We start from the raw sequence: 18061 nt of genomic DNA on the forward strand, positions 1-18061 counted from the left end.
AAATATCATGGATTTATTAAGTAGAGCAAGAAAAATCAATGCAATGTTACAAACAGCAACAGGGAAGTCAGTGAATTTTAACGAAATGTCTGCATCATTACGCGACGTTATTCGTGGGAATGTTTATATTGTAAGTAGACGCGGAAAGCTATTAGGGTTTGCTGTAAATCAAGAGATTGAGAACGAGCGTATGAAATCTATGTTAGAAGAGCGTCAATTCCCAGAAGAATATACAAGAGGATTGCACGATATTCGTGAGACTACGGCTAACTTGGATATCGAAAGTACTCACACAGTGTTTCCGGTAGAAAACAAGGAATTATTTAAAGATGGACTTACAACAATTGTTCCGATTATCGGTGGTGGAGAACGTTTAGGTACGTTAATTTTAGGTAGAGTTAACGAAAGCTTTAGTGATGATGATTTACTATTAGGAGAATATGGTGCAACAGTAGTAGGAATGGAAATTCTGCATGAAAAAACAGAAGAAATAGAAATGGAAGCACGTAGTAAAGCTGTAGTACAAATGGCGATCAGCTCACTTTCTTACAGCGAATTAGAAGCTATTGATCATATCTTCGAAGAACTTAATGGTAAAGAAGGATTACTGGTTGCAAGTAAAATCGCAGATCGAGTAGGAATTACTCGTTCCGTAATTGTAAATGCACTACGTAAATTAGAGAGTGCCGGAGTAATTGAGTCTCGTTCACTAGGTATGAAAGGTACGTATATTAAAGTACTGAACGATAAATTCTTAGTAGAGCTAGAAAAGTTACGTACAAGATAAAGCGAGTTTCTAGTAGGAGAAGTTACAGATGAAGATTTATGTTGGAAATTTGAATATAATGTAAAGTTTTCACAAATATGTAAAGGAGTCGATGAAAATCGACTCTTTTTTTTGTTATACTAAAGATACATTATGTGGGTAATAAAACCCAGTATATTAGACTAACTATATACATAAATTTTCCAATTTACCTTTAAAACTATGATATTATTCCATATATTACCAAAATTAAATAGCGGAAATTGTCGTCTAGTGTATCTAATTACAAAAAAAGGAAATAATTAGGGATAAAAGACCTAGTTAATTATGGTCATTTTTGTTTCAAATGAAGGAAAATGTCGAAAATACATAGACTTTGTAAAACATTTAACTTAAAATGTTCGTATCAGCATAGGAATTTTTGGGTGTTAAAAATAATGAAGGGGTTGATTAAGAGGTGGATTTATTTTCAGGTACTATATCTAAGTTACAACACTCACTAGATTATTCAACAGCGAAGAATAATGCAATTTCTAATAATATTTCAAATGTAGATACGCCCGGGTACAAATCGCAAAATGTTGTTTTTAAAGATACATTAGAAAATACAATGGCTACGATAGATGCAAAAAGAACGAACGATCGTCATTTGTGGTTTAATCAGTCATTCTCATCTCCTTATCGATATGTAACTAATCACTCTACGGCTTATAACCACAATGGGAATAATGTTGATGTTGATAAAGAAATGGCCGAGTTGGCAAAAAATCAAATCTATTATAACGGTTTGATTGATCGAATAAATGGTAAATTTGGAAGTCTGCAAACCGTGATTAGAGGAGGTAACTAGAATGTCCATATTTAATTCTATGAATACGAGTGCTAGTGGATTAACAGCGCAGCGATTAAGGATGGATATCGTTTCTTCAAACGTTGCTAATGCTCAATCTACTAGAGCAACGATAAATGAAGATGGGGAATTTGAGCCATATCGTAGAAAAATGGTTACTTTACAATCAGATCAAACTCAGTTTAAAAATGTTTTAAAACATGCAACATCTTCTGCGTCTACATCTGCGTCTGGTGTAAAAGCAACATCCATTACCGAGGATGATGAACCTTTTAAATTAGTGTTTAATCCTCAGCATCCGGATGCAAATGAACAAGGGTATGTCGAAATGCCTAATGTGGACCCTTTAAAAGAAATGGTTGACTTAATGAGTGCGACTAGGTCCTATGAGGCGAACATTACAGCTTTGAATGCTAGTAAAGGCATGTTAATGAAAGCATTAGAAATTGGTAAATAGATAAGGAGTGATCGATATGACTATTTCAATTATGAGCAATAATGTCACTCCGATTCAATCAAAAGAATTGGTTAATCAAGTTAAACAATCACCTAGTGAAGTGCAAGCGAATTTTGCTTCTACATTAAAAAATGCGATTGAAGACCTAAACCATATTCAATTAGAATCGGATAAAAAGACAGAAGCATTTGCAAGTGGGAAGATTGACGATTTGCATGATGTTATGATTACTGCACAAAAATCGAGTGTAACACTTGAAACTACTGTTCAGATGCAAAAGAAAGTGATTGACGCATATAACGAAGTAATGAGAATGCAAGTATAACTTAGTGGATATCATTAATTCTTTTAATTTATATGTGTTTAGTGGGGGAAGTATATGAAGGAAAAATTTTTAAAAGGGAAGGATTCCTTAACGACATTTTGGGCTTCCCGTTCCAAAGTTCAAAAGGGAAGTTTCATAGGGGGATTTCTTCTAATCATTTTACTAATAGGTGTAATTACTTTTGCATCGACAAACACAAACTATGTACCACTCTATAACAACTTATCAACGCAAGAAGCTGGTCAAATTACTACCGAGTTAGAGTCTCGAGGCGTTCCTTTTGAGTTAGAGAATGGAAGATCAACCATTACAGTTCCGGAAGAGCAGGTTGATACATTATTGTTAGATTTGGCAGCCATGGGACTTCCAAATAGTGGTAGTATTGATTATTCATTTTTTAGTGAAAACACTTCTTGGGGCATTACAGATAATGAGTTTAACGTAATGAAGTTAGATGCCATGCAAACAGAACTTGCGAATTTAATCAAAAGTGTTGAAGGAATTCAAGATGCACAAGTAATGATAAATGTTCCAGAAGAACCAGTGTTTGCTACGGAGGTAACGGGTGAAGCAAGTGCTTCGATCGTCTTAAATACACAACCGGGATATCAGTTTGAAGGGAATCAAGTAGAAGGACTATATCATTTAGTTTCTAAAGCAGTTCCAAATTTACCGGCAGAAAATATTGTTATTATGAATCAATATTTTGAGTATTTTGATCAAAATACTCAACAAGCGGCGAATCAAGATACATATACACATCAACAAACTGTGAAAAAAGAAGTGGAAAGAGATATACAACGAAGATTGCAACAAATGCTAGGAACGATGGTAGGTAATGAAAATATTGTTGTCTCCGTTACAGCAGACATAGATTTTACGCAAGAGAATCGAACAGAAGAATTAGTGGAACCAGTAGACATAGAAAATATGGAAGGATTACCAGTTAGTTTAGAAACTATTCAAGAATCTTACGTTGGTGAAGGTGCAGCAGAGGCTGGAGCAGCAGGTACTGGTGAGGAAGACGTAGCCAACTATCCAGCTGGTGATAATGGAGACGGAGAGTATGAACTAGATAAAGAAACGATTAATTATGAATTTAATCGAATTCGTCGTGATATTGTAGAAAGTCCTTATAAAGTTCGAGATTTAGGTATTCAAGTGGCAGTGAACAATACGAGAAATGTAAATAATGAGGTAGAGTACCTCTCACAACAAGAGCAGACCTCTGTAGAGGAAGGGATAAGTTCCATTTTAAATTCGATTATTACTTCATCTATCGATGGTGAGTACAACCAAGATTTAGTACCTGATGATAAAACCTCAATCGTATTTCAAGAATTTACAGAAACAACTACACCAGGCTCAGAAGGTACAGCTGGTATTCCAACTTGGTTGTATGTTGTAGCAGGAATCTTACTACTCGTTATTATTGTATTATTGTTCTTCTTAATACGAAATCGAAAAACATCCGAAGAAGTAGTCGATGAGTATGAAGAAATAAATGAGCAAACACCGATACCGGACTTGCCAGAAAAAGAAGAATCAGATGCTACCATCAGAAGAAAGCAATTAGAGAAAATAGCAAAAGAAAAACCAGAGGATTTTGCAAAACTATTGCGTAGCTGGATTGGTGAAGATTAGGAGGATGTGAAGTGGCTAGAACAAAAGGTGCGTTAACAGGAAAACAAAAAGCAGCAATTCTTCTAATATCTCTAGGACCAGACGTTTCAGCACAAGTATATAAATATCTATCAGAAGAAGAAATTGAAAAATTAAGTCTTGAAATTTCTTCGGTTAAAAAAGTTGACTCCAATTTAAAAGAAGAGGTATTGGAACAATTTCATCAAATTGCTTTAGCTCAAGATTATATAACTTCTGGAGGTATTGGTTATGCCAAAACGGTATTAGAAAAAGCATTCGGAAAACAGGAAGCATCTAATATCATTAATCGGTTAACATCATCATTGCAAGTTAGACCATTCGATTTTGCAAGGAAAGCAGACCCTCAACAAGTACTTAATTTTATACAGGGAGAGCATCCGCAAACGATTGCACTTATATTATCTTATTTAGATCCTGAACAGGGTGGACAAATTCTTTCCTCTCTACCGCAAGAATTGCAAGCTGATGTTGCTATAAGAATTGCGACGATGGACTCAACATCACCAGAAATAATCAATCAAATTGAACAAGTGCTGGAAAAAAATATCTCTTCGTCTGTAACCGAAGATTACACTCAAACAGGCGGAATTCAAGCAGTTGTAGAAGTGTTAAACGGTGTAGACAGAAGTACAGAACGTACAATATTAGATGCACTTGAAATTCAAGATCCTGACTTAGCTGAAGAAATTAAAAAACGTATGTTTGTCTTTGAAGATATTGTTATTCTTGATAATCGTGCTATACAACGTGTTGTGCGTGAAGTAGATAATGAAGATCTTCGTTTAGCATTAAAAGTAGCTAGTGAAGAAGTGAAAGATATTGTATTTCAAAATATGTCAGAACGAATGGTACAAACCTTTAAAGAAGAAATGGAATTCATGGGACCAGTTCGATTACGAGATGTCGAGGAAGCTCAAACTCGTATCGTAGGGTTGATTCGTAGATTAGAAGATATAGGTGAAATTGTAATTGCAAGAGGTGGAGGAGACGATATCATTGTCTGATCAAACAAAACAAATCTCAATCAGATCAATTGAATCCATTGTTCCAAAGCGATTAGAACCCGAACAAACGGAAGAAGTAATTATCCAAAACTTACAACAAAAGATACAAGAAGAGAAAAAATATTTGCAATCACTTCAAGAGAAACAAAATTCGTTAATTCAGGAAACGAAAGAAAAAATTGCTACAGCGCAAGCACAGTGGCAAGAAGAAAAGAAAAAACTTATGAAAGAAACAAAACAAGTCGGTTATCGAGATGGTTACGAACATGGTAAACAAGAAGGCTATGATTCTTACAAAGAAAAATTAATCGAAGTAAATAATATAGTAGACGCAACAATAAAAGATTATCATAGTGAACTTGATAAAAGTACGGAAACAATATTAGGACTATCCGTATTAGTCGCAGAGCGCATTATAGAGAATCAACTCACTGAGCATCCGAGTCAATTTTTAAATATTGTAAAAGCGGCGGTTCATGATATAAAGGGTCAACCAAAAGTATCGATTATTTTACATCCAACAAATTATGAACTAGTTTCCACTCACAAAACGGAATTACAACGCATAATTGGTAAGGATAGTAAACTGGCTATTTATGTAAATGAAGATTTGAAAGAAACAGATTGCTTAATTGAACATCCTTTTGGACAAATTGAAGCTAATATAGATAGTCAACTGACAAAGATTCGTGAAGCATTAATGGATTTCTTGATGGAGACGAAAGCATAATGATAGATCAATATAGAGAAGTTATAGCTAAAGTAGATACGTATAAACGTTATGGAAAAGTAATCAGAGTTGTAGGATTAATGATTGAATCTGAAGGCCCGACGGCTAATATTGGAGAGGTTTGCTATATAAAAACTTCTCCAAATACGGATCATGCGTTATTAGCAGAAGTTGTCGGATTTCGAAATGAAAAAATAGTATTAATGCCTTATACAGAGGTTACTGAAGTTGGTCCGGGTTGCCTTGTTGAAGCAACAGGAAAACCTTTAACAGTGAAGGTTGGCAGAGGATTAATCGGAAAAGTTCTAAATTCACTAGGAAAACCGTTAAATGAGTCAGAAGAATTACCGAAAGGTTTAGCTAATTTTATGACTGAACAAGCCCCTCCAAATCCACTTGATCGTCCGCCAATTCGAACGCCGTTACAAGTTGGAGTAAAGGCAATTGATTCTTTACTTACCATGGGGGAAGGGCAAAGAGTTGGCTTATTTGCGGGAAGTGGAGTAGGAAAAAGTACACTTCTTGGAATGATTGCCAGAAATAGTAGTGCCGATATAAATGTTATTGCGTTAATAGGCGAACGAGGAAGAGAGGTTCGAGAATTTATTGAAAATGATCTCGGTCCAGAAGGACTAAAGAAATCAATTGTTGTTGTCGCAACTTCTGATCAGCCTGCACTAATGAGAATAAAAGGAGCTTATACAGCTACTGCAATTAGTGAATATTTCCGGGATTTAGGGTACAAAGTTAACCTAATGATGGATTCGGTAACTAGGGTCGCAATGGCACAACGTGAAATTGGACTTGCTGTTGGTGAACCACCAACAACCAAAGGTTATACGCCGTCTGTTTTTTCCATTTTACCTAAACTTTTAGAGCGTACTGGAACGAATGCTAATGGAACAATCACTGGTTTTTACACTGTTTTGGTAGATGGGGATGATATGAATGAGCCGATTGCCGATGCGGTTAGAGGAATTTTGGATGGGCATTTTATTCTTGATAGAAAGTTGGCGGAGCGTGGACAGTTTCCAGCAATAAATGTACTGAAATCAATTAGTAGAGTTATGAATGTTATTGCAGATGAGGAACATAAAGACCTAAGCCAAACATTACGCAAGCTGTTGTCTACCTATGAAGAGAACCAAGAGTTAATCACGATTGGTGCATATAAAAAAGGAACCAATCATGAAATTGATAAAGCTATCAGTTTTCAACCTTATATTCAAGAATTTTTAAAACAAGGTATACACGAAAAACGATCGTTTGTTGAAACAATACAAATGATGAAGAATCTACTACATGGAGGGGTGTCCTGATGGTAGAAGTAGTTGGTTTAAATAGAATAAGAGAAATTAGAGAAAACGAGAAGAAGGTTGCACAATCGGCATACAGTCAGTCAATGGAAACATTCGAAAAAATAGCAACGGAACTTTATAACTTGTTACGAACAAAAGAGAGTGCGGAAGCTTCATTTGAATCGTATATTCAAAATACAACTTCAATTGAAAAAATAAAGGAACAAGCTGCCTATATTGAAAAATTAAATCAGCGTATTCAAAGTGTTCAACTTCTCGTACAACGAGCAAGAAATGACATGGAAATAAAACAAGAAAAACTGTCAAATGCTTATGTTGAAGTGAAGAAGTTTGACAAGATTATTGAATTTAAACAAAAAAATGAAATAGAGGAAGCGAAAAGAAAAGAAGCAAATTGGATGGATGAAATGTCCATGCAACAATATTTAAGCCATAAGTCTAGGTGAATATTATGAACAATAATGAAGAAAAGAAAAAAATGAATCCTTTTATCTTGGTGTTATTTGCTGGTGTCATTCCACTATTCGTTGTTGCTATATTAGCTGTTTTTGTTCTAGAAATGGCTGGGGTGGAAGTGGTTGATTGGGCAAAAGAAAAAACAAGTAATGTACCAATTGTTGGTGAGATGATTAAAGAAGATCAACCTACTGAGGAATCCACACAAAAATTAGAAGCTGCACAAGCAAAATTGCAAGAAAGACAAGATGAGATAACGGAATTAGAAAATTCTATTGGAGATTTAGAATCTACTATAAAGCAATTAGAAGATGAAATTCTTCGCCTTGAACATAGGAATGATTCGAATAATAACACTGAAGAAAATCAAAATCCCGAAGAAGATGTTGCGAATGAAATGATTCAATCATTTACCGAGATGAAAGGAAAGCAAGCTGCTCAAATTCTTGAATCAATTGATGATGATCAATTAGTTGTTCGTATACTTACAGGAATGGAACCCGGAGATCGTGGAGAAATATTACAACGTATGACTAAAGAAAAAGCAGCCAGATATACTGAACTCGTCATGGCAACAATGGAGAATGAATAATTAAATCCACAATTGAAAGGAGGTGAAAAAGTGAATGTCATGATGTTGCAAGCAATGCAATCTATGTCAAGTACGCCAAAGTCTGATTCATCTTTAATAAATAAAAAAGTAGAAAACTTTCACAATTTATTAGCGAATACTGATACAAAAAGCAATGGATTATCGATGGACAAAGAAAATGGATTCACTTTAACTGAAAAACTAGTTAATGAAGAAGTTCCTGAAGAATTATTACAATTTCTTCAAGAGACTGATTTATTTGATTCTTTAATGAACCAAGTTCAATTGATGCTCTCTGAAAGTGTAGAAGAAAATAAATCTTTAGTACAAATTCAAGAGTCGGTTGCTGCATTAAATATTGAACAATTAGCTTATAAAATTATCGCTGATCATGATTACTTTCATGCATATGTGGATAAGTTGGTTTCACCAATTAATCTTAGTTGGACGGAAGATATTGTAGAAGTAGCTGGAAATATGAAATCTTTGACGCCGCAGCAGATACAACTGACTGCAATAGAATTACTACAAAATATTTCGAATAAAGGGGATATTCATACGGTTGCCCCGAAGATAGCATTATTGTTAGAGCAGTGGAATCAGCAGTTAAATAATCAACAGATTAAATTACCAGCAATACAACATACACAGAGTTTTATATCTAATCAGGTGAATACTGTTAATGAATTAGAATTAGAAGGAATTTGGTCGAAGCTCTTGCAAGTAAGTGATCAACACCTTCAACAAAGAAATGGACCAAAAATAACATCAACGGATGTCAGCTTGTGGTTAAACAAGATAATTGATTTCGATAAACCACTTACCTATACATCAATGAATCAGTCAGTTCCGATTTCTAAACTAGAGCAATTTTATATTCATTTAAGTACCAATTCTGTAAACCAGGCTCAAGAACACCAGTTGATCGATAAATTCAAACAAATTATACAATCAAATAAATTGCAAAACTTCTGGAATGGAAGTGGTGGACTATCTATTAAGTTAAGTCCACAACAACTGGGTGATATGACGATAAGAATGGCGCAAGTCAATGGAGAAATGACTGTGAAAATATTGGTCTCTTCTATGGCTGCAAAAGAAATGCTTGATTCGAATTTACATCAATTGAGAAATATCTTCTCACCGCATCAAGTAATGATTGAAAAACAGGATGTATTAATGAGTACAAATAGCTTACAAGAATCTAAAGATAGCACCGAAGAGCAACTTAAAGAACAGACGAATGGTTCTAATCAACAAACTGATGAAGATGAAAAAGATACTGGCACACATGATTTTGAAGAGTTTATGGCAGAATTACTCAATGAACAAATTTAGGTAGGTGAAAAAATGACATCAATTGATTCATCTTTATATTTAAATAATCAACAGAAGGTACGCACACCAAGTCAAGAATTAGGAAAAGAAGAATTTTTAAAATTACTGATGGTTCAGTTGCAAAATCAAGACCCAACTAGCCCAATGGACGATTCTCAATTTATGTCACAGATGGCGACTTTTTCATCCTTAGAACAAATGATGAATATGTCCAATTCTATTGAAATGTTAGTAAACAATTCACTCGTATCTCCTGTTCTTCAATACAGTCACATGATTGGAGAAGAAGTCTCCTATATGACATTTGATGAAGAAACAGGGAAAGAAACAGGCGTGGAAACTAGTAAAGTAGTTGGAGTGACTCAAAACCAAGGATGGGCAGTTTTTGAATTAGAAAATGGTGAACGTATTTATGCAGATGCTGTGGTACAAGTCGGGAAATCAAACATTGACGATGGTGAACAAGGTGATGCGGATCCAGATAATGAAGAGGAAAGTGAATAGTAATGGATCATCGTATTTATCAGACAATACCATTTGTTATACCACCAACAAAAACGAGTCAATCTAAGCAACAATCAACTGTCTCGTTTAAAGATGTCCTGCATGAACAAAATCAATTAAAGATAAGTAAGCATGCTTCGGAAAGAATGCATGAACGCAATATTTCAATAGATGATAAGCAATGGGACTTGATCCAAGGAAAGATGCAAGAAGCAAAAGAAAAAGGAGTAACTGATTCTCTTGTTGTTTTAAATGACGCAACACTTGTTGTAAGTACAAAGAATAATACAGTAGTAACGGCAATGAATCGTGATGAATTTGCAAGTAAGATCTTTACAAATATTAATGGAACGATTTTAATTCAAGATTAAGCTGGACCCCATAGGGAGGCTTAATAAACTGCAGAATGACAGACGCAGAATAAAGAATAAAGGGGAAATAATCATGTTACGGTCAATGTATTCAGGTATTTCTGGAATGAAAAATTCACAAACGAAACTAGATGTTATCGGTAATAATATCGCTAACGTTAATACAACTGGTTATAAAAAAGCAATGGTAAACTTCCAAGATATGATGAGTCAAACAACTTCTGGTGCACAAGGGGCAACAGCAACCCGAGGTGGCGTGAACGCTTCTCAAGTAGGTTTGGGTTCAACGATTGGTGCTATTTCTAACATTCACACACAGGGCTTTCAACAAGTTACAAATAACCCATTAGATTTTGCTATTGAAGGTGATGGTATGTTTGTGCTGGTAGAAGGTGTAGATGCCAATGGAGGAACAACGAATATAGATTTAGACAACGTCACAACTGCGTATTCCCGCGCAGGAAACTTTTTCTTAGACGATAATGGAAACATCGTCAATTCTCAAGGACTATATTTAGTTGGTTTTGTTGGTGATCCGCCACAGGAATCAACAATAAATATTCCAGAGACTGCACAAAGCTTCAGTGTACAGTCCAATGGAACGATCAACTATATTGATGCAAATGGAGATACACAAGTGGCTGGTCAAGTTGCTTTAGCCTCTTTTTCGAATCCATCTGGATTGCAAAAAGCAGGAAATAATTTATATTTAGATTCACCGAATGCAGGACTAGCTGATCAATTATATACACCAGAATCTGAGAATCTAGGTTCTTCCGTTGTCAGTGGTTCATTAGAAATGTCAAATGTAGATTTATCTGAAGAATTTACGGAAATGATTACAGCACAACGTTCTTTTCAAGCGAACACACGAATCATTACTACTTCAGACGAAATATTACAGGAACTTGTAAACCTAAAACGATAAAAGGGAGGTAGGGAGTGACGACATTGCTTCGTTACTCCCGCCAAACAGATGATTCATTTAACGAGATTAAATAATGAAAAATTCGTTTTAAATGCAATTTATATTGAACAGATACAATCACTGCCAGATACAACAATTTCATTGATAAACGGAAAGAAAATTGTTGTAAAGGACAATGCTAGTGAGGTACTTCAACAAGTTACAAGCTATTATCAAACGATTGGCTTACAACAATTATCTTCCAAGGTAGGTGAAATAGATGAGTAAACTTATGAAAACAATGATTACTTCTTTAGTAATTTTACTTGCAGGCGCGATTACAGCATTAGTAATAGTTATAAATATCAGTACACCAGAAAAAGTGAGTGGGGAACAATCGATTGATGACATGGTGGAATATTCATTCGAGTCGCCTGAAGTTACCACGGATTTAGAGGATGGTGCCTTTGTTCGTGTCCAATTTCAAATTATTGCTGACAGTAGTGATGCTAAAAAGGAATTAGAAAAACGAGACTTTCAGTTGAAGAATATTTTAATAAAAGAATTGGCGAAAAAGAATAAAGAAGATTTTCAAGCTGGATTAGGAGATATTGAAGAAGCTCTGAAGAATGAATTAAATAATTTAATGACAGAAGGCAACGTTACTGAAGTCTATACGATAAGTAAGATCCTTCAATAGAAGCTAGCTCCTGCTAGGAGGTGAACGTAATACATGGATGAAGTTTTATCGCAGAATGAAATTGATGCTTTATTGTCCGCTATTTCTTCTGGAGAGATGGATGCAGATGAATTGAAAAAAGAAGAAGAAGAGAAAAAGGTTCGAGTTTATGATTTTAAACGTGCGCTTCGTTTCTCAAAAGATCAAATTCGAAGTATATCTCGGATACATGAAAATTATGCTAGAATGCTAACGACATTTTTTGCTACACAATTACGTAGTTTTGTAAATATTTCTGTTACATCTGTTGATCAAGTACCGTATGAAGAGTTTATTCGCTCGATTCCAAAGAAAACCATCCTTAATTTATATAGTATGGAACCATTAGATGGTAATTTGATTATGGAAATTAATCCTAATATTGCTTACGCGTTACTTGATCGTTTACTGGGTGGAAAAGGAAGCACAATTACAAAAGATGGCAATTTAACAGAGATAGAGAAAACATTACTTATGCAAATGTTTGAAAAAGCAGAAGACGCATTAAAAGATGCATGGAGCTCGGTTGTTGATATCGAACCAGTATTAGAAGAATTTGAAGAGAATCCGCAGTTTATGCAAAAGATTGCACCTAATGAGACAGTAGTTGTCGTATCTCTTACAACGATTATCGGAGAAACAACAGGTATGATTAACATGTGTATACCTCATGTTATTTTAGAACCGATTATTCCGAAACTGTCAGTACATTACTGGATGCAGTCAAAATCGAATAAAGATGAACAAGCTTATGGTAAAATGCAGCAGAATTTGAAGAAGACAGAGGTTGAGTTAAAGGCCATTCTTGGGGCAACAACGATATCAATTCATGATTTTCTCCACTTTCAACAAGGGGACATTATATCGCTTGATCAACCTATTGATGCACCATTACTGTTATCGATATATGATCAACCGAAGTTCTTTGCACAGCCAGGTAAATTCAAAAACAAAATGTCTGTTCAAATTTTAGAAGAAATTAAAGGGGTGAATGAAGATGATGAATGATGGAATGCTTTCTCAAGATGAAATAGATGCTTTACTTAAAGTATCAGAGGATGATTCTGAAACATCAAATGAAGAAACATCACAAGCCTATTTGTCTAGCATCGAGATTGATGCTTTAGGAGAAATTGGGAATATCTCATTTGGTAGTTCTGCTACAACATTATCCACATTATTAAATCAAAAAGTAGAAATTACAACGCCAAATGTAGAAGTAATTGAAAAAGCTGACATTGATAGCGAAGTTACGTTTGAACCTGTCAGTGTACAAGTGAATTACATAGATGGATTTTCTGGTAAGAATGTATTTGTAATAAAAGCGCGTGATGCAGCAATTATTGCTGATATTATGCTAGGTGGAGATGGAACAACTCCAGATGAAACATTGAATGATATTCACTTAAGTGCTGTCCAAGAAACGATGAATCAAATGATGGGGGCGGCTGCAACTAGTATGTCCACTGTCTTTGATATGAAGGTTGATATTTCACCTCCTGAAATTATAAATGGAATTGAAGATAATGCTGATAAGATTGTGTTTGATGAAGATGTATACGTTAAGGTGTTTTTCAGATTAACAGTAGGAGATTTAATAGATTCTAACATGATGCAATTAATTCCATTAAGTTTTGCAAGACAACTTGTGGATCGACTATTACATGCTCCAACAGAAGCTGCTGCTGTATTAGAACTAGAAAAAACAGCTTCAGAAGTTTCACAACCTAAAATGGATCATGGAACCAGGAATGAAGATATAACCCAAACTTACGAAGAACAGCCAATTCAAGAGGAAATAAAAAGAGAAACAAATTATTTAGGTAATTCATCTGTTTCTAGTAATCCAACTGTGCAAGAAGCGGCATTTTCTAATTTTGAAAGTTCTACATTGTCCAAACAAGAACACAGAAATCTAGATATGCTATTAGATGTTCCTTTAAAAGTGACTGTGGAATTGGGGAGAACAAAACAATCAATTAGTGACATTCTTGATTTATCAGCAGGATCGATTATTGAATTAGACAAACTAGCAGGTGAACCAGTCGATATACTAGTGAATGAAAAACTCGTTGCTGAAGGTGAAGTAGTTGTTATTGAAGAAAATTTCGGTGTAAGAGTAACGGATATTATTAGTCCAACCGATCGAATTAAAAACCTAAAAAAATAAAAGATGGAAAGGGAGTTTAAGAATGGGACAACGAATTTTAATAGTGGATGATGCAGCTTTCATGCGAATGATGATTAAAGATATTTTGACAAAAAATGATTTTGAAGTAGTAGATGAGGCACAAGATGGAAACGAAGCAATAGAAAAATTTAAAGAACATAAACCAGATTTAGTAACAATGGATATTACAATGCCAGAAAAAGATGGTATTAGTGCGTTAAAAGAAATTAAACAAATTGATTCAGAAGCAAAGATTATTATGTGTTCTGCAATGGGCCAACAAGCAATGGTAATTGATGCTATTCAAGCAGGAGCAAAAGATTTTATTGTAAAACCATTCCAAGCGGATCGTGTAATTGAAGCTATTCAAAAAGCGTTATCTTAAAAGTGAGTTGAGTAAAGTGAACTTCAATAGAATCTTACTAACATGGGGAGCAGGAATACTTTTTATCTTATGTATACTGCCCCTTCCTGTGGGGGCGGCCCCAAATGTGTCAGATTGCATTAAAAATGATGAAGAATGTTCAGAAGAAGTAAATTTCGAAGAAGAACCTGAAGTGATAAATGAAGATAGTAATAACGGTATGGTCGTTAATGGAGATAATTCCAGTCCGTCATTAGTGTTTGAAATTATTAAAATGTTTTTTGCATTAATACTTGTAATAGGTTTAATTTATGTCGTATTAAAACTTCTTGGAAAACGAAACAAGTTAGGTAGTAACATCAAATCTTTGGAAAATGTCGGCGGAATTTCCGTTGGACAAAATAAGTCGATACAAATTGTACGAATTGGGAATCAGGTTTACATGGTTGGAGTAGGCGACAATGTGGAATTACTTCAAGAAATAACTGATGAAGAGACAATTCAACAAATTCTAAATGATGAACAACAGTCAGAGGATTTCCTTGGAGCCAACTTTATGTCTATGTTGACAAAGAATAAAAAGATAAACACGCGAGAAGATGATTCAGACCAATCATTCGAAAAGCATTTTGAACAAGAACTGAATAACCTTAAATATAATCGAGGTAAAATGATTCAAAAGTATAAGGAAGATTCTCATGAATGAATTTATTGATATTTTTTCCAGTTCCGACCCAACCAACATATCGACTTCTATAAAATTATTATTACTACTAACGATTTTTTCATTGGCGCCAGGAATTTTAATTTTAATGACAAGTTTTACTAGAATTATTATTGTTCTTTCATTTGTGAGGACTTCACTAGCAACACAACAAATGCCTCCTAACCAAGTATTAATAGGAATTGCATTGTTTATGACCTTTTTTATTATGGCTCCTACTTTCTCAGAAGTTTATGAAGAGGGGTTGGCACCACTATTTAATGAGGAAATCACCTTGGATGAAGCATATGAGAATGCTAGTATGCCATTAAAAGAATTTATGGCTCAACATACTAGGCAAAAAGATTTGGATTTGTTTTTAAATTATACTCAAGCTGATCCTCCGGAGACTGTAGAAGATATACCACTCACTACATTAGTACCTGCATTTGCAATTAGTGAGTTGAAAACTGCTTTTCAAATGGGATTTTTGATATTCATTCCCTTTTTAATTATTGATATGGCTGTAGCAAGTATTTTAATGTCTATGGGTATGATGATGCTTCCGCCTGTAATGATTTCACTACCGTTCAAAATATTATTATTTGTACTTGTGGATGGTTGGTATCTTATCACCCAATCATTATTAGGTGGCTTTTAGAAAGGAGCATGTGTCATGAGTAGTGAATTAGTGTTAACGTTAGCTGAACAAGGCGTCGTTACTATCTTATTAATTACCGTTCCATTATTGTTACTTGCCTTAGGAGTTGGTTTACTCGTAAGTATATTTCAAGCAACGACACAAATTCAGGAACAAACATTGGCATTTATTCCAAAGATAATTGCAGTGTTGGTCGGATTAGTATTTTTTGGACCTTGGATGTTAACAACAATTGTGGAATTTACATCAAATTTATATCAGAATTTAAATCAATTTGTAGGTTAAAACATGTTAGAGTATATAGATTTGAATACGTTACCTGCATTTTTATTAATATTTGTCCGAGTCCTAGCATTTTTTGTGATTATGCCGTTATTTTCTTATCGGTCAGTTCCCGTACAATTTAAAATAGGAATTAGTTTTTTTCTAGCAATTATTATGATATCTACTGTTGATACTACAGGAGTAGCTGTTAATAATTTATATGTTTTTTTAATTGTAAAAGAGATACTAATCGGGATATGTATTGGCCTGATTGCTTATATTATTGTTGCCGCTATACAGGTTGCCGGCGGATTTATAGATTTTCAAATGGGATTTGCAATCGCGAATGTGGTTGATCCTCAAACAGGAGCACAAAGTCCATTAACAGGTCAGTATCTTTATATCATTTCATTATTATTTTTATTATCCGTTAATGGACATCACATTATCTTAGATGGAATTTTTAATAGTTATTCTTACATACCTTTAAATCAATTTCTACCTTTTGGAGAAGAGTCGATTGTTCAGTTTGTGATAACGACTTTTAATACGATGTTTTTAATTGCATTTCAAATTGCGATTCCTATCGTTGGATGTTTATTTTTAGTTGATGTTGCTCTTGGGATCATTGCCAGAACTGTTCCACAAATGAATGTGTTTGTTGTTGGATTACCATTGAAAATTCTTGTTAGTTTTGCTGCTATATTAGTATTCCTTGCGCTTTATATGAATCTAGCACAACGCCTTTTTGAGACAATGTATAGAGTTATGAATGGCTTAATGTCATTGTTTGGAGGTGTATAACTTGCTTTTAAAATTAGATTTGCAATTTTTTGCAGGTGAAAAGACAGAGAAGGCAACTCCAAAAAAGAGACTGGATGAACGAAAAAAAGGTCGAGTAGCCAAAAGTCAAGATGTTAACACGGCATTATTGCTTTTGGGATGTTTTATCGGTTTGTTCGTATTTGGAAGCTATATGCTTCAATACATGACTGGATTTTTCGAAAAATCTTTTACTGAGTACATTCATTGGGACATTACAGAAAAAAACGTTCAACTAATGTTTAACAGTGCCTCATTAGATGCAGGGTTGATGTTGGCACCAATAATGATTATTGCGATCATTACTGGAATGGCAGCAAACTTAGTGCAAGTAAGGTTTTTGTTTAGTACAGAGCCATTAAAATTTGATTTGAAAAAGATTGACCCAATTAAAGGTGCAAAGCGTATATTTTCCATTCGAGCTCTAGTAGAGTTTCTAAAATCTATGTTAAAAATTGTGTTTGTTGGTTTAGTAACATTTTCTGTGATTTGGATTTTTAAAGATGACATGTTAATGACAGCATTTCTCGATGCAAAAGGTGCGCTAGGTTTTTTCGCCTCTGTCACAGCAATTATGGGGTTTGCCGCAATTATCTTACTCATCTTTCTTGCGTTATTTGATTATTGGTATCAGAAATTTGATTTTGAAAAAAATATCCGGATGTCTAAACAGGACATAAAAGATGAATATAAAAATGTTGAGGGAGATCCATTAATCAAATCAAAAATTAAAGAAAAGCAACGACAGATGGCAACGAGAAGAATGATGAGTGAAGTACCTAATGCAGACGTCATAATTACCAACCCTACCCATTATGCAATTGCAATTAAATACGATGAAGCGAAAGCAAACGCACCATATATTTTAGCAAAAGGGACAGATCAAATTGCTCAAAAGATTAAAGAGATTGCTAAAAATCACGGTGTAATGATGGTAGAAAATCGCCCTTTAGCACGGGGACTACATGATGCTGTAGAAATTGGTGAATTAATCCCAGAAGCATACTTTCAAGCAGTAGCAGAAGTATTAGCTTATGTTTACAGGGTGGAGAAAAAAGCATAACAAGTTAGGAGA

24 protein-coding genes are annotated in these 18061 nt (G+C 34.5%); all 24 read left to right on the forward strand.

Annotation, left to right across the window (positions count from 1 at the left end; all coding sequences use genetic code 11):
* Nucleotides 1-7 precede the first annotated feature (7 nt).
* The 24 genes from codY (at nt 8) to flhB (ending at nt 18049) form a co-directional block, all read left to right on the forward strand.
* Nucleotides 8-787 carry a GTP-sensing pleiotropic transcriptional regulator CodY gene (gene codY, locus C794_RS08270; RefSeq protein WP_017796664.1) on the forward strand — a complete coding sequence of 260 codons (780 nt, stop codon included), beginning with the start codon at nt 8-10 and terminating at the stop codon, nt 785-787.
* Between the two features lie 436 nt (nt 788-1223).
* Entirely contained in the window at nt 1224-1616 is a 393-nt protein-coding gene (gene flgB, locus C794_RS08275) for a flagellar basal body rod protein FlgB (RefSeq protein WP_017796665.1), read from the forward strand.
* Between the two features lies 1 nt (nt 1617).
* A complete protein-coding gene (gene flgC / locus C794_RS08280) occupies nt 1618-2073 on the forward strand; it encodes a flagellar basal body rod protein FlgC (protein WP_017796666.1) in 456 nt (151 codons plus the stop codon).
* Nucleotides 2074-2089: 16 nt separating this feature from the next.
* The gene (fliE, locus tag C794_RS08285; protein WP_017796667.1) at nt 2090-2398 is read left to right on the forward strand and encodes a flagellar hook-basal body complex protein FliE; all 309 of its coding nucleotides are present in this window, start codon (nt 2090-2092) and stop codon (nt 2396-2398) included.
* Between the two features lie 54 nt (nt 2399-2452).
* Nucleotides 2453-4042, forward strand: a complete 1590-nt coding sequence (fliF, locus tag C794_RS08290) for a flagellar basal-body MS-ring/collar protein FliF (RefSeq protein ID WP_017796668.1) — start codon at nt 2453-2455, stop codon at nt 4040-4042.
* 11 nt (nt 4043-4053) lie between these two features.
* Complete coding sequence (gene fliG, locus C794_RS08295; RefSeq protein ID WP_017796669.1) at nt 4054-5067, forward strand: flagellar motor switch protein FliG; 1014 nt, start codon at nt 4054-4056, stop codon at nt 5065-5067.
* Nucleotides 5060-5797: a flagellar assembly protein FliH gene (gene fliH, locus C794_RS08300; RefSeq protein WP_017796670.1), complete on the forward strand. Its 738-nt coding sequence runs from the start codon at nt 5060-5062 to the stop codon at nt 5795-5797. Before fliG ends, fliH begins: the two co-directional genes overlap by 8 nt.
* Nucleotides 5797-7116: a flagellar protein export ATPase FliI gene (fliI, locus tag C794_RS08305; protein ID WP_017796671.1), complete on the forward strand. Its 1320-nt coding sequence runs from the start codon at nt 5797-5799 to the stop codon at nt 7114-7116. The genes fliH and fliI overlap by 1 nt, the downstream gene beginning before the upstream one ends.
* Nucleotides 7116-7562: a flagellar export protein FliJ gene (gene fliJ, locus C794_RS08310; RefSeq protein ID WP_017796672.1), complete on the forward strand. Its 447-nt coding sequence runs from the start codon at nt 7116-7118 to the stop codon at nt 7560-7562. Before fliI ends, fliJ begins: the two co-directional genes overlap by 1 nt.
* Before the next feature lie 5 nt (nt 7563-7567).
* Nucleotides 7568-8164 carry a MotE family protein gene (locus C794_RS08315; protein WP_017796673.1) on the forward strand — a complete coding sequence of 199 codons (597 nt, stop codon included), beginning with the start codon at nt 7568-7570 and terminating at the stop codon, nt 8162-8164.
* Between the two features lie 39 nt (nt 8165-8203).
* On the forward strand, nt 8204-9502 hold the full coding sequence (locus C794_RS08320; protein ID WP_230199342.1) for a flagellar hook-length control protein FliK: 1299 nt from the start codon (nt 8204-8206) through the stop codon (nt 9500-9502).
* A 12-nt stretch (nt 9503-9514) separates the two neighbouring features.
* Nucleotides 9515-10006 (forward strand): flagellar hook assembly protein FlgD, encoded by a 492-nt coding sequence (flgD, locus tag C794_RS08325; protein ID WP_017796675.1) that lies wholly within the window; start codon nt 9515-9517, stop codon nt 10004-10006.
* 2 nt (nt 10007-10008) lie between these two features.
* Entirely contained in the window at nt 10009-10377 is a 369-nt protein-coding gene (locus C794_RS08330; protein ID WP_017796676.1) for a TIGR02530 family flagellar biosynthesis protein, read from the forward strand.
* Nucleotides 10378-10450: 73 nt separating this feature from the next.
* Complete coding sequence (gene flgG / locus C794_RS08335; RefSeq protein ID WP_017796677.1) at nt 10451-11305, forward strand: flagellar basal body rod protein FlgG; 855 nt, start codon at nt 10451-10453, stop codon at nt 11303-11305.
* A gap of 48 nt (nt 11306-11353) precedes the next feature.
* On the forward strand, nt 11354-11572 hold the full coding sequence (locus C794_RS08340; protein ID WP_017796678.1) for a flagellar FlbD family protein: 219 nt from the start codon (nt 11354-11356) through the stop codon (nt 11570-11572).
* Nucleotides 11565-11984: a flagellar basal body-associated protein FliL gene (gene fliL / locus C794_RS08345; protein WP_017796679.1), complete on the forward strand. Its 420-nt coding sequence runs from the start codon at nt 11565-11567 to the stop codon at nt 11982-11984. Before C794_RS08340 ends, fliL begins: the two co-directional genes overlap by 8 nt.
* Nucleotides 11985-12017: 33 nt before the next feature.
* The gene (fliM, locus tag C794_RS08350; RefSeq protein ID WP_017796680.1) at nt 12018-13010 is read left to right on the forward strand and encodes a flagellar motor switch protein FliM; all 993 of its coding nucleotides are present in this window, start codon (nt 12018-12020) and stop codon (nt 13008-13010) included.
* Nucleotides 13000-14172: a flagellar motor switch phosphatase FliY gene (gene fliY / locus C794_RS08355; protein WP_017796681.1), complete on the forward strand. Its 1173-nt coding sequence runs from the start codon at nt 13000-13002 to the stop codon at nt 14170-14172. The genes fliM and fliY overlap by 11 nt, the downstream gene beginning before the upstream one ends.
* Nucleotides 14173-14194: 22 nt before the next feature.
* Nucleotides 14195-14557, forward strand: coding sequence for a response regulator (locus C794_RS08360; RefSeq protein ID WP_017796682.1), 363 nt, complete (start codon nt 14195-14197; stop codon nt 14555-14557).
* A 106-nt stretch (nt 14558-14663) separates the two neighbouring features.
* Entirely contained in the window at nt 14664-15242 is a 579-nt protein-coding gene (locus tag C794_RS08365) for a flagellar biosynthetic protein FliO (protein ID WP_017796683.1), read from the forward strand.
* Complete coding sequence (gene fliP, locus C794_RS08370) at nt 15235-15900, forward strand: flagellar type III secretion system pore protein FliP (RefSeq protein ID WP_017796684.1); 666 nt, start codon at nt 15235-15237, stop codon at nt 15898-15900. Before C794_RS08365 ends, fliP begins: the two co-directional genes overlap by 8 nt.
* 15 nt (nt 15901-15915) lie before the next feature.
* A complete protein-coding gene (fliQ, locus tag C794_RS08375; protein ID WP_017796685.1) occupies nt 15916-16185 on the forward strand; it encodes a flagellar biosynthesis protein FliQ in 270 nt (89 codons plus the stop codon).
* Between the two features lie 3 nt (nt 16186-16188).
* A complete protein-coding gene (gene fliR / locus C794_RS08380; protein ID WP_017796686.1) occupies nt 16189-16968 on the forward strand; it encodes a flagellar biosynthetic protein FliR in 780 nt (259 codons plus the stop codon).
* A 1-nt stretch (nt 16969) separates the two neighbouring features.
* Nucleotides 16970-18049, forward strand: a complete 1080-nt coding sequence (flhB, locus tag C794_RS08385) for a flagellar biosynthesis protein FlhB (protein ID WP_017796687.1) — start codon at nt 16970-16972, stop codon at nt 18047-18049.
* Nucleotides 18050-18061 lie beyond the last annotated feature (12 nt).

Origin of the sequence: Oceanobacillus kimchii X50 (genome assembly GCF_000340475.1) — a bacterium.
GTDB lineage: Bacteria > Bacillota > Bacilli > Bacillales > Amphibacillaceae > Oceanobacillus > Oceanobacillus kimchii.

Excerpts from the sequence above, each read along its gene's own strand:
- fliM (WP_017796680.1), top strand. The coding sequence starts at position 12,018 with ATGGATGAAGTTTTATCGCAGAATGAAATTGATGCTTTATTGTCCGCT.
- fliJ (WP_017796672.1), top strand. The coding sequence starts at position 7,116 with ATGGTAGAAGTAGTTGGTTTAAATAGAATAAGAGAAATTAGAGAAAAC.
- C794_RS08320 (WP_230199342.1), top strand. The coding sequence starts at position 8,204 with ATGATGTTGCAAGCAATGCAATCTATGTCAAGTACGCCAAAGTCTGAT.
- fliE (WP_017796667.1), top strand. The coding sequence starts at position 2,090 with ATGACTATTTCAATTATGAGCAATAATGTCACTCCGATTCAATCAAAA.
- fliR (WP_017796686.1), top strand. The coding sequence starts at position 16,189 with ATGTTAGAGTATATAGATTTGAATACGTTACCTGCATTTTTATTAATA.
- fliI (WP_017796671.1), top strand. The coding sequence starts at position 5,797 with ATGATAGATCAATATAGAGAAGTTATAGCTAAAGTAGATACGTATAAA.
- fliF (WP_017796668.1), top strand. The coding sequence starts at position 2,453 with ATGAAGGAAAAATTTTTAAAAGGGAAGGATTCCTTAACGACATTTTGG.
- C794_RS08340 (WP_017796678.1), top strand. The coding sequence starts at position 11,354 with ATGATTCATTTAACGAGATTAAATAATGAAAAATTCGTTTTAAATGCA.
- fliP (WP_017796684.1), top strand. The coding sequence starts at position 15,235 with ATGAATGAATTTATTGATATTTTTTCCAGTTCCGACCCAACCAACATA.
- flgG (WP_017796677.1), top strand. The coding sequence starts at position 10,451 with ATGTTACGGTCAATGTATTCAGGTATTTCTGGAATGAAAAATTCACAA.
- C794_RS08360 (WP_017796682.1), top strand. The coding sequence starts at position 14,195 with ATGGGACAACGAATTTTAATAGTGGATGATGCAGCTTTCATGCGAATG.
- fliQ (WP_017796685.1), top strand. The coding sequence starts at position 15,916 with ATGAGTAGTGAATTAGTGTTAACGTTAGCTGAACAAGGCGTCGTTACT.
- fliY (WP_017796681.1), top strand. The coding sequence starts at position 13,000 with ATGATGAATGATGGAATGCTTTCTCAAGATGAAATAGATGCTTTACTT.
- codY (WP_017796664.1), top strand. The coding sequence starts at position 8 with ATGGATTTATTAAGTAGAGCAAGAAAAATCAATGCAATGTTACAAACA.
- fliL (WP_017796679.1), top strand. The coding sequence starts at position 11,565 with ATGAGTAAACTTATGAAAACAATGATTACTTCTTTAGTAATTTTACTT.
- C794_RS08330 (WP_017796676.1), top strand. The coding sequence starts at position 10,009 with ATGGATCATCGTATTTATCAGACAATACCATTTGTTATACCACCAACA.
- flgD (WP_017796675.1), top strand. The coding sequence starts at position 9,515 with ATGACATCAATTGATTCATCTTTATATTTAAATAATCAACAGAAGGTA.
- C794_RS08315 (WP_017796673.1), top strand. The coding sequence starts at position 7,568 with ATGAACAATAATGAAGAAAAGAAAAAAATGAATCCTTTTATCTTGGTG.
- flgC (WP_017796666.1), top strand. The coding sequence starts at position 1,618 with ATGTCCATATTTAATTCTATGAATACGAGTGCTAGTGGATTAACAGCG.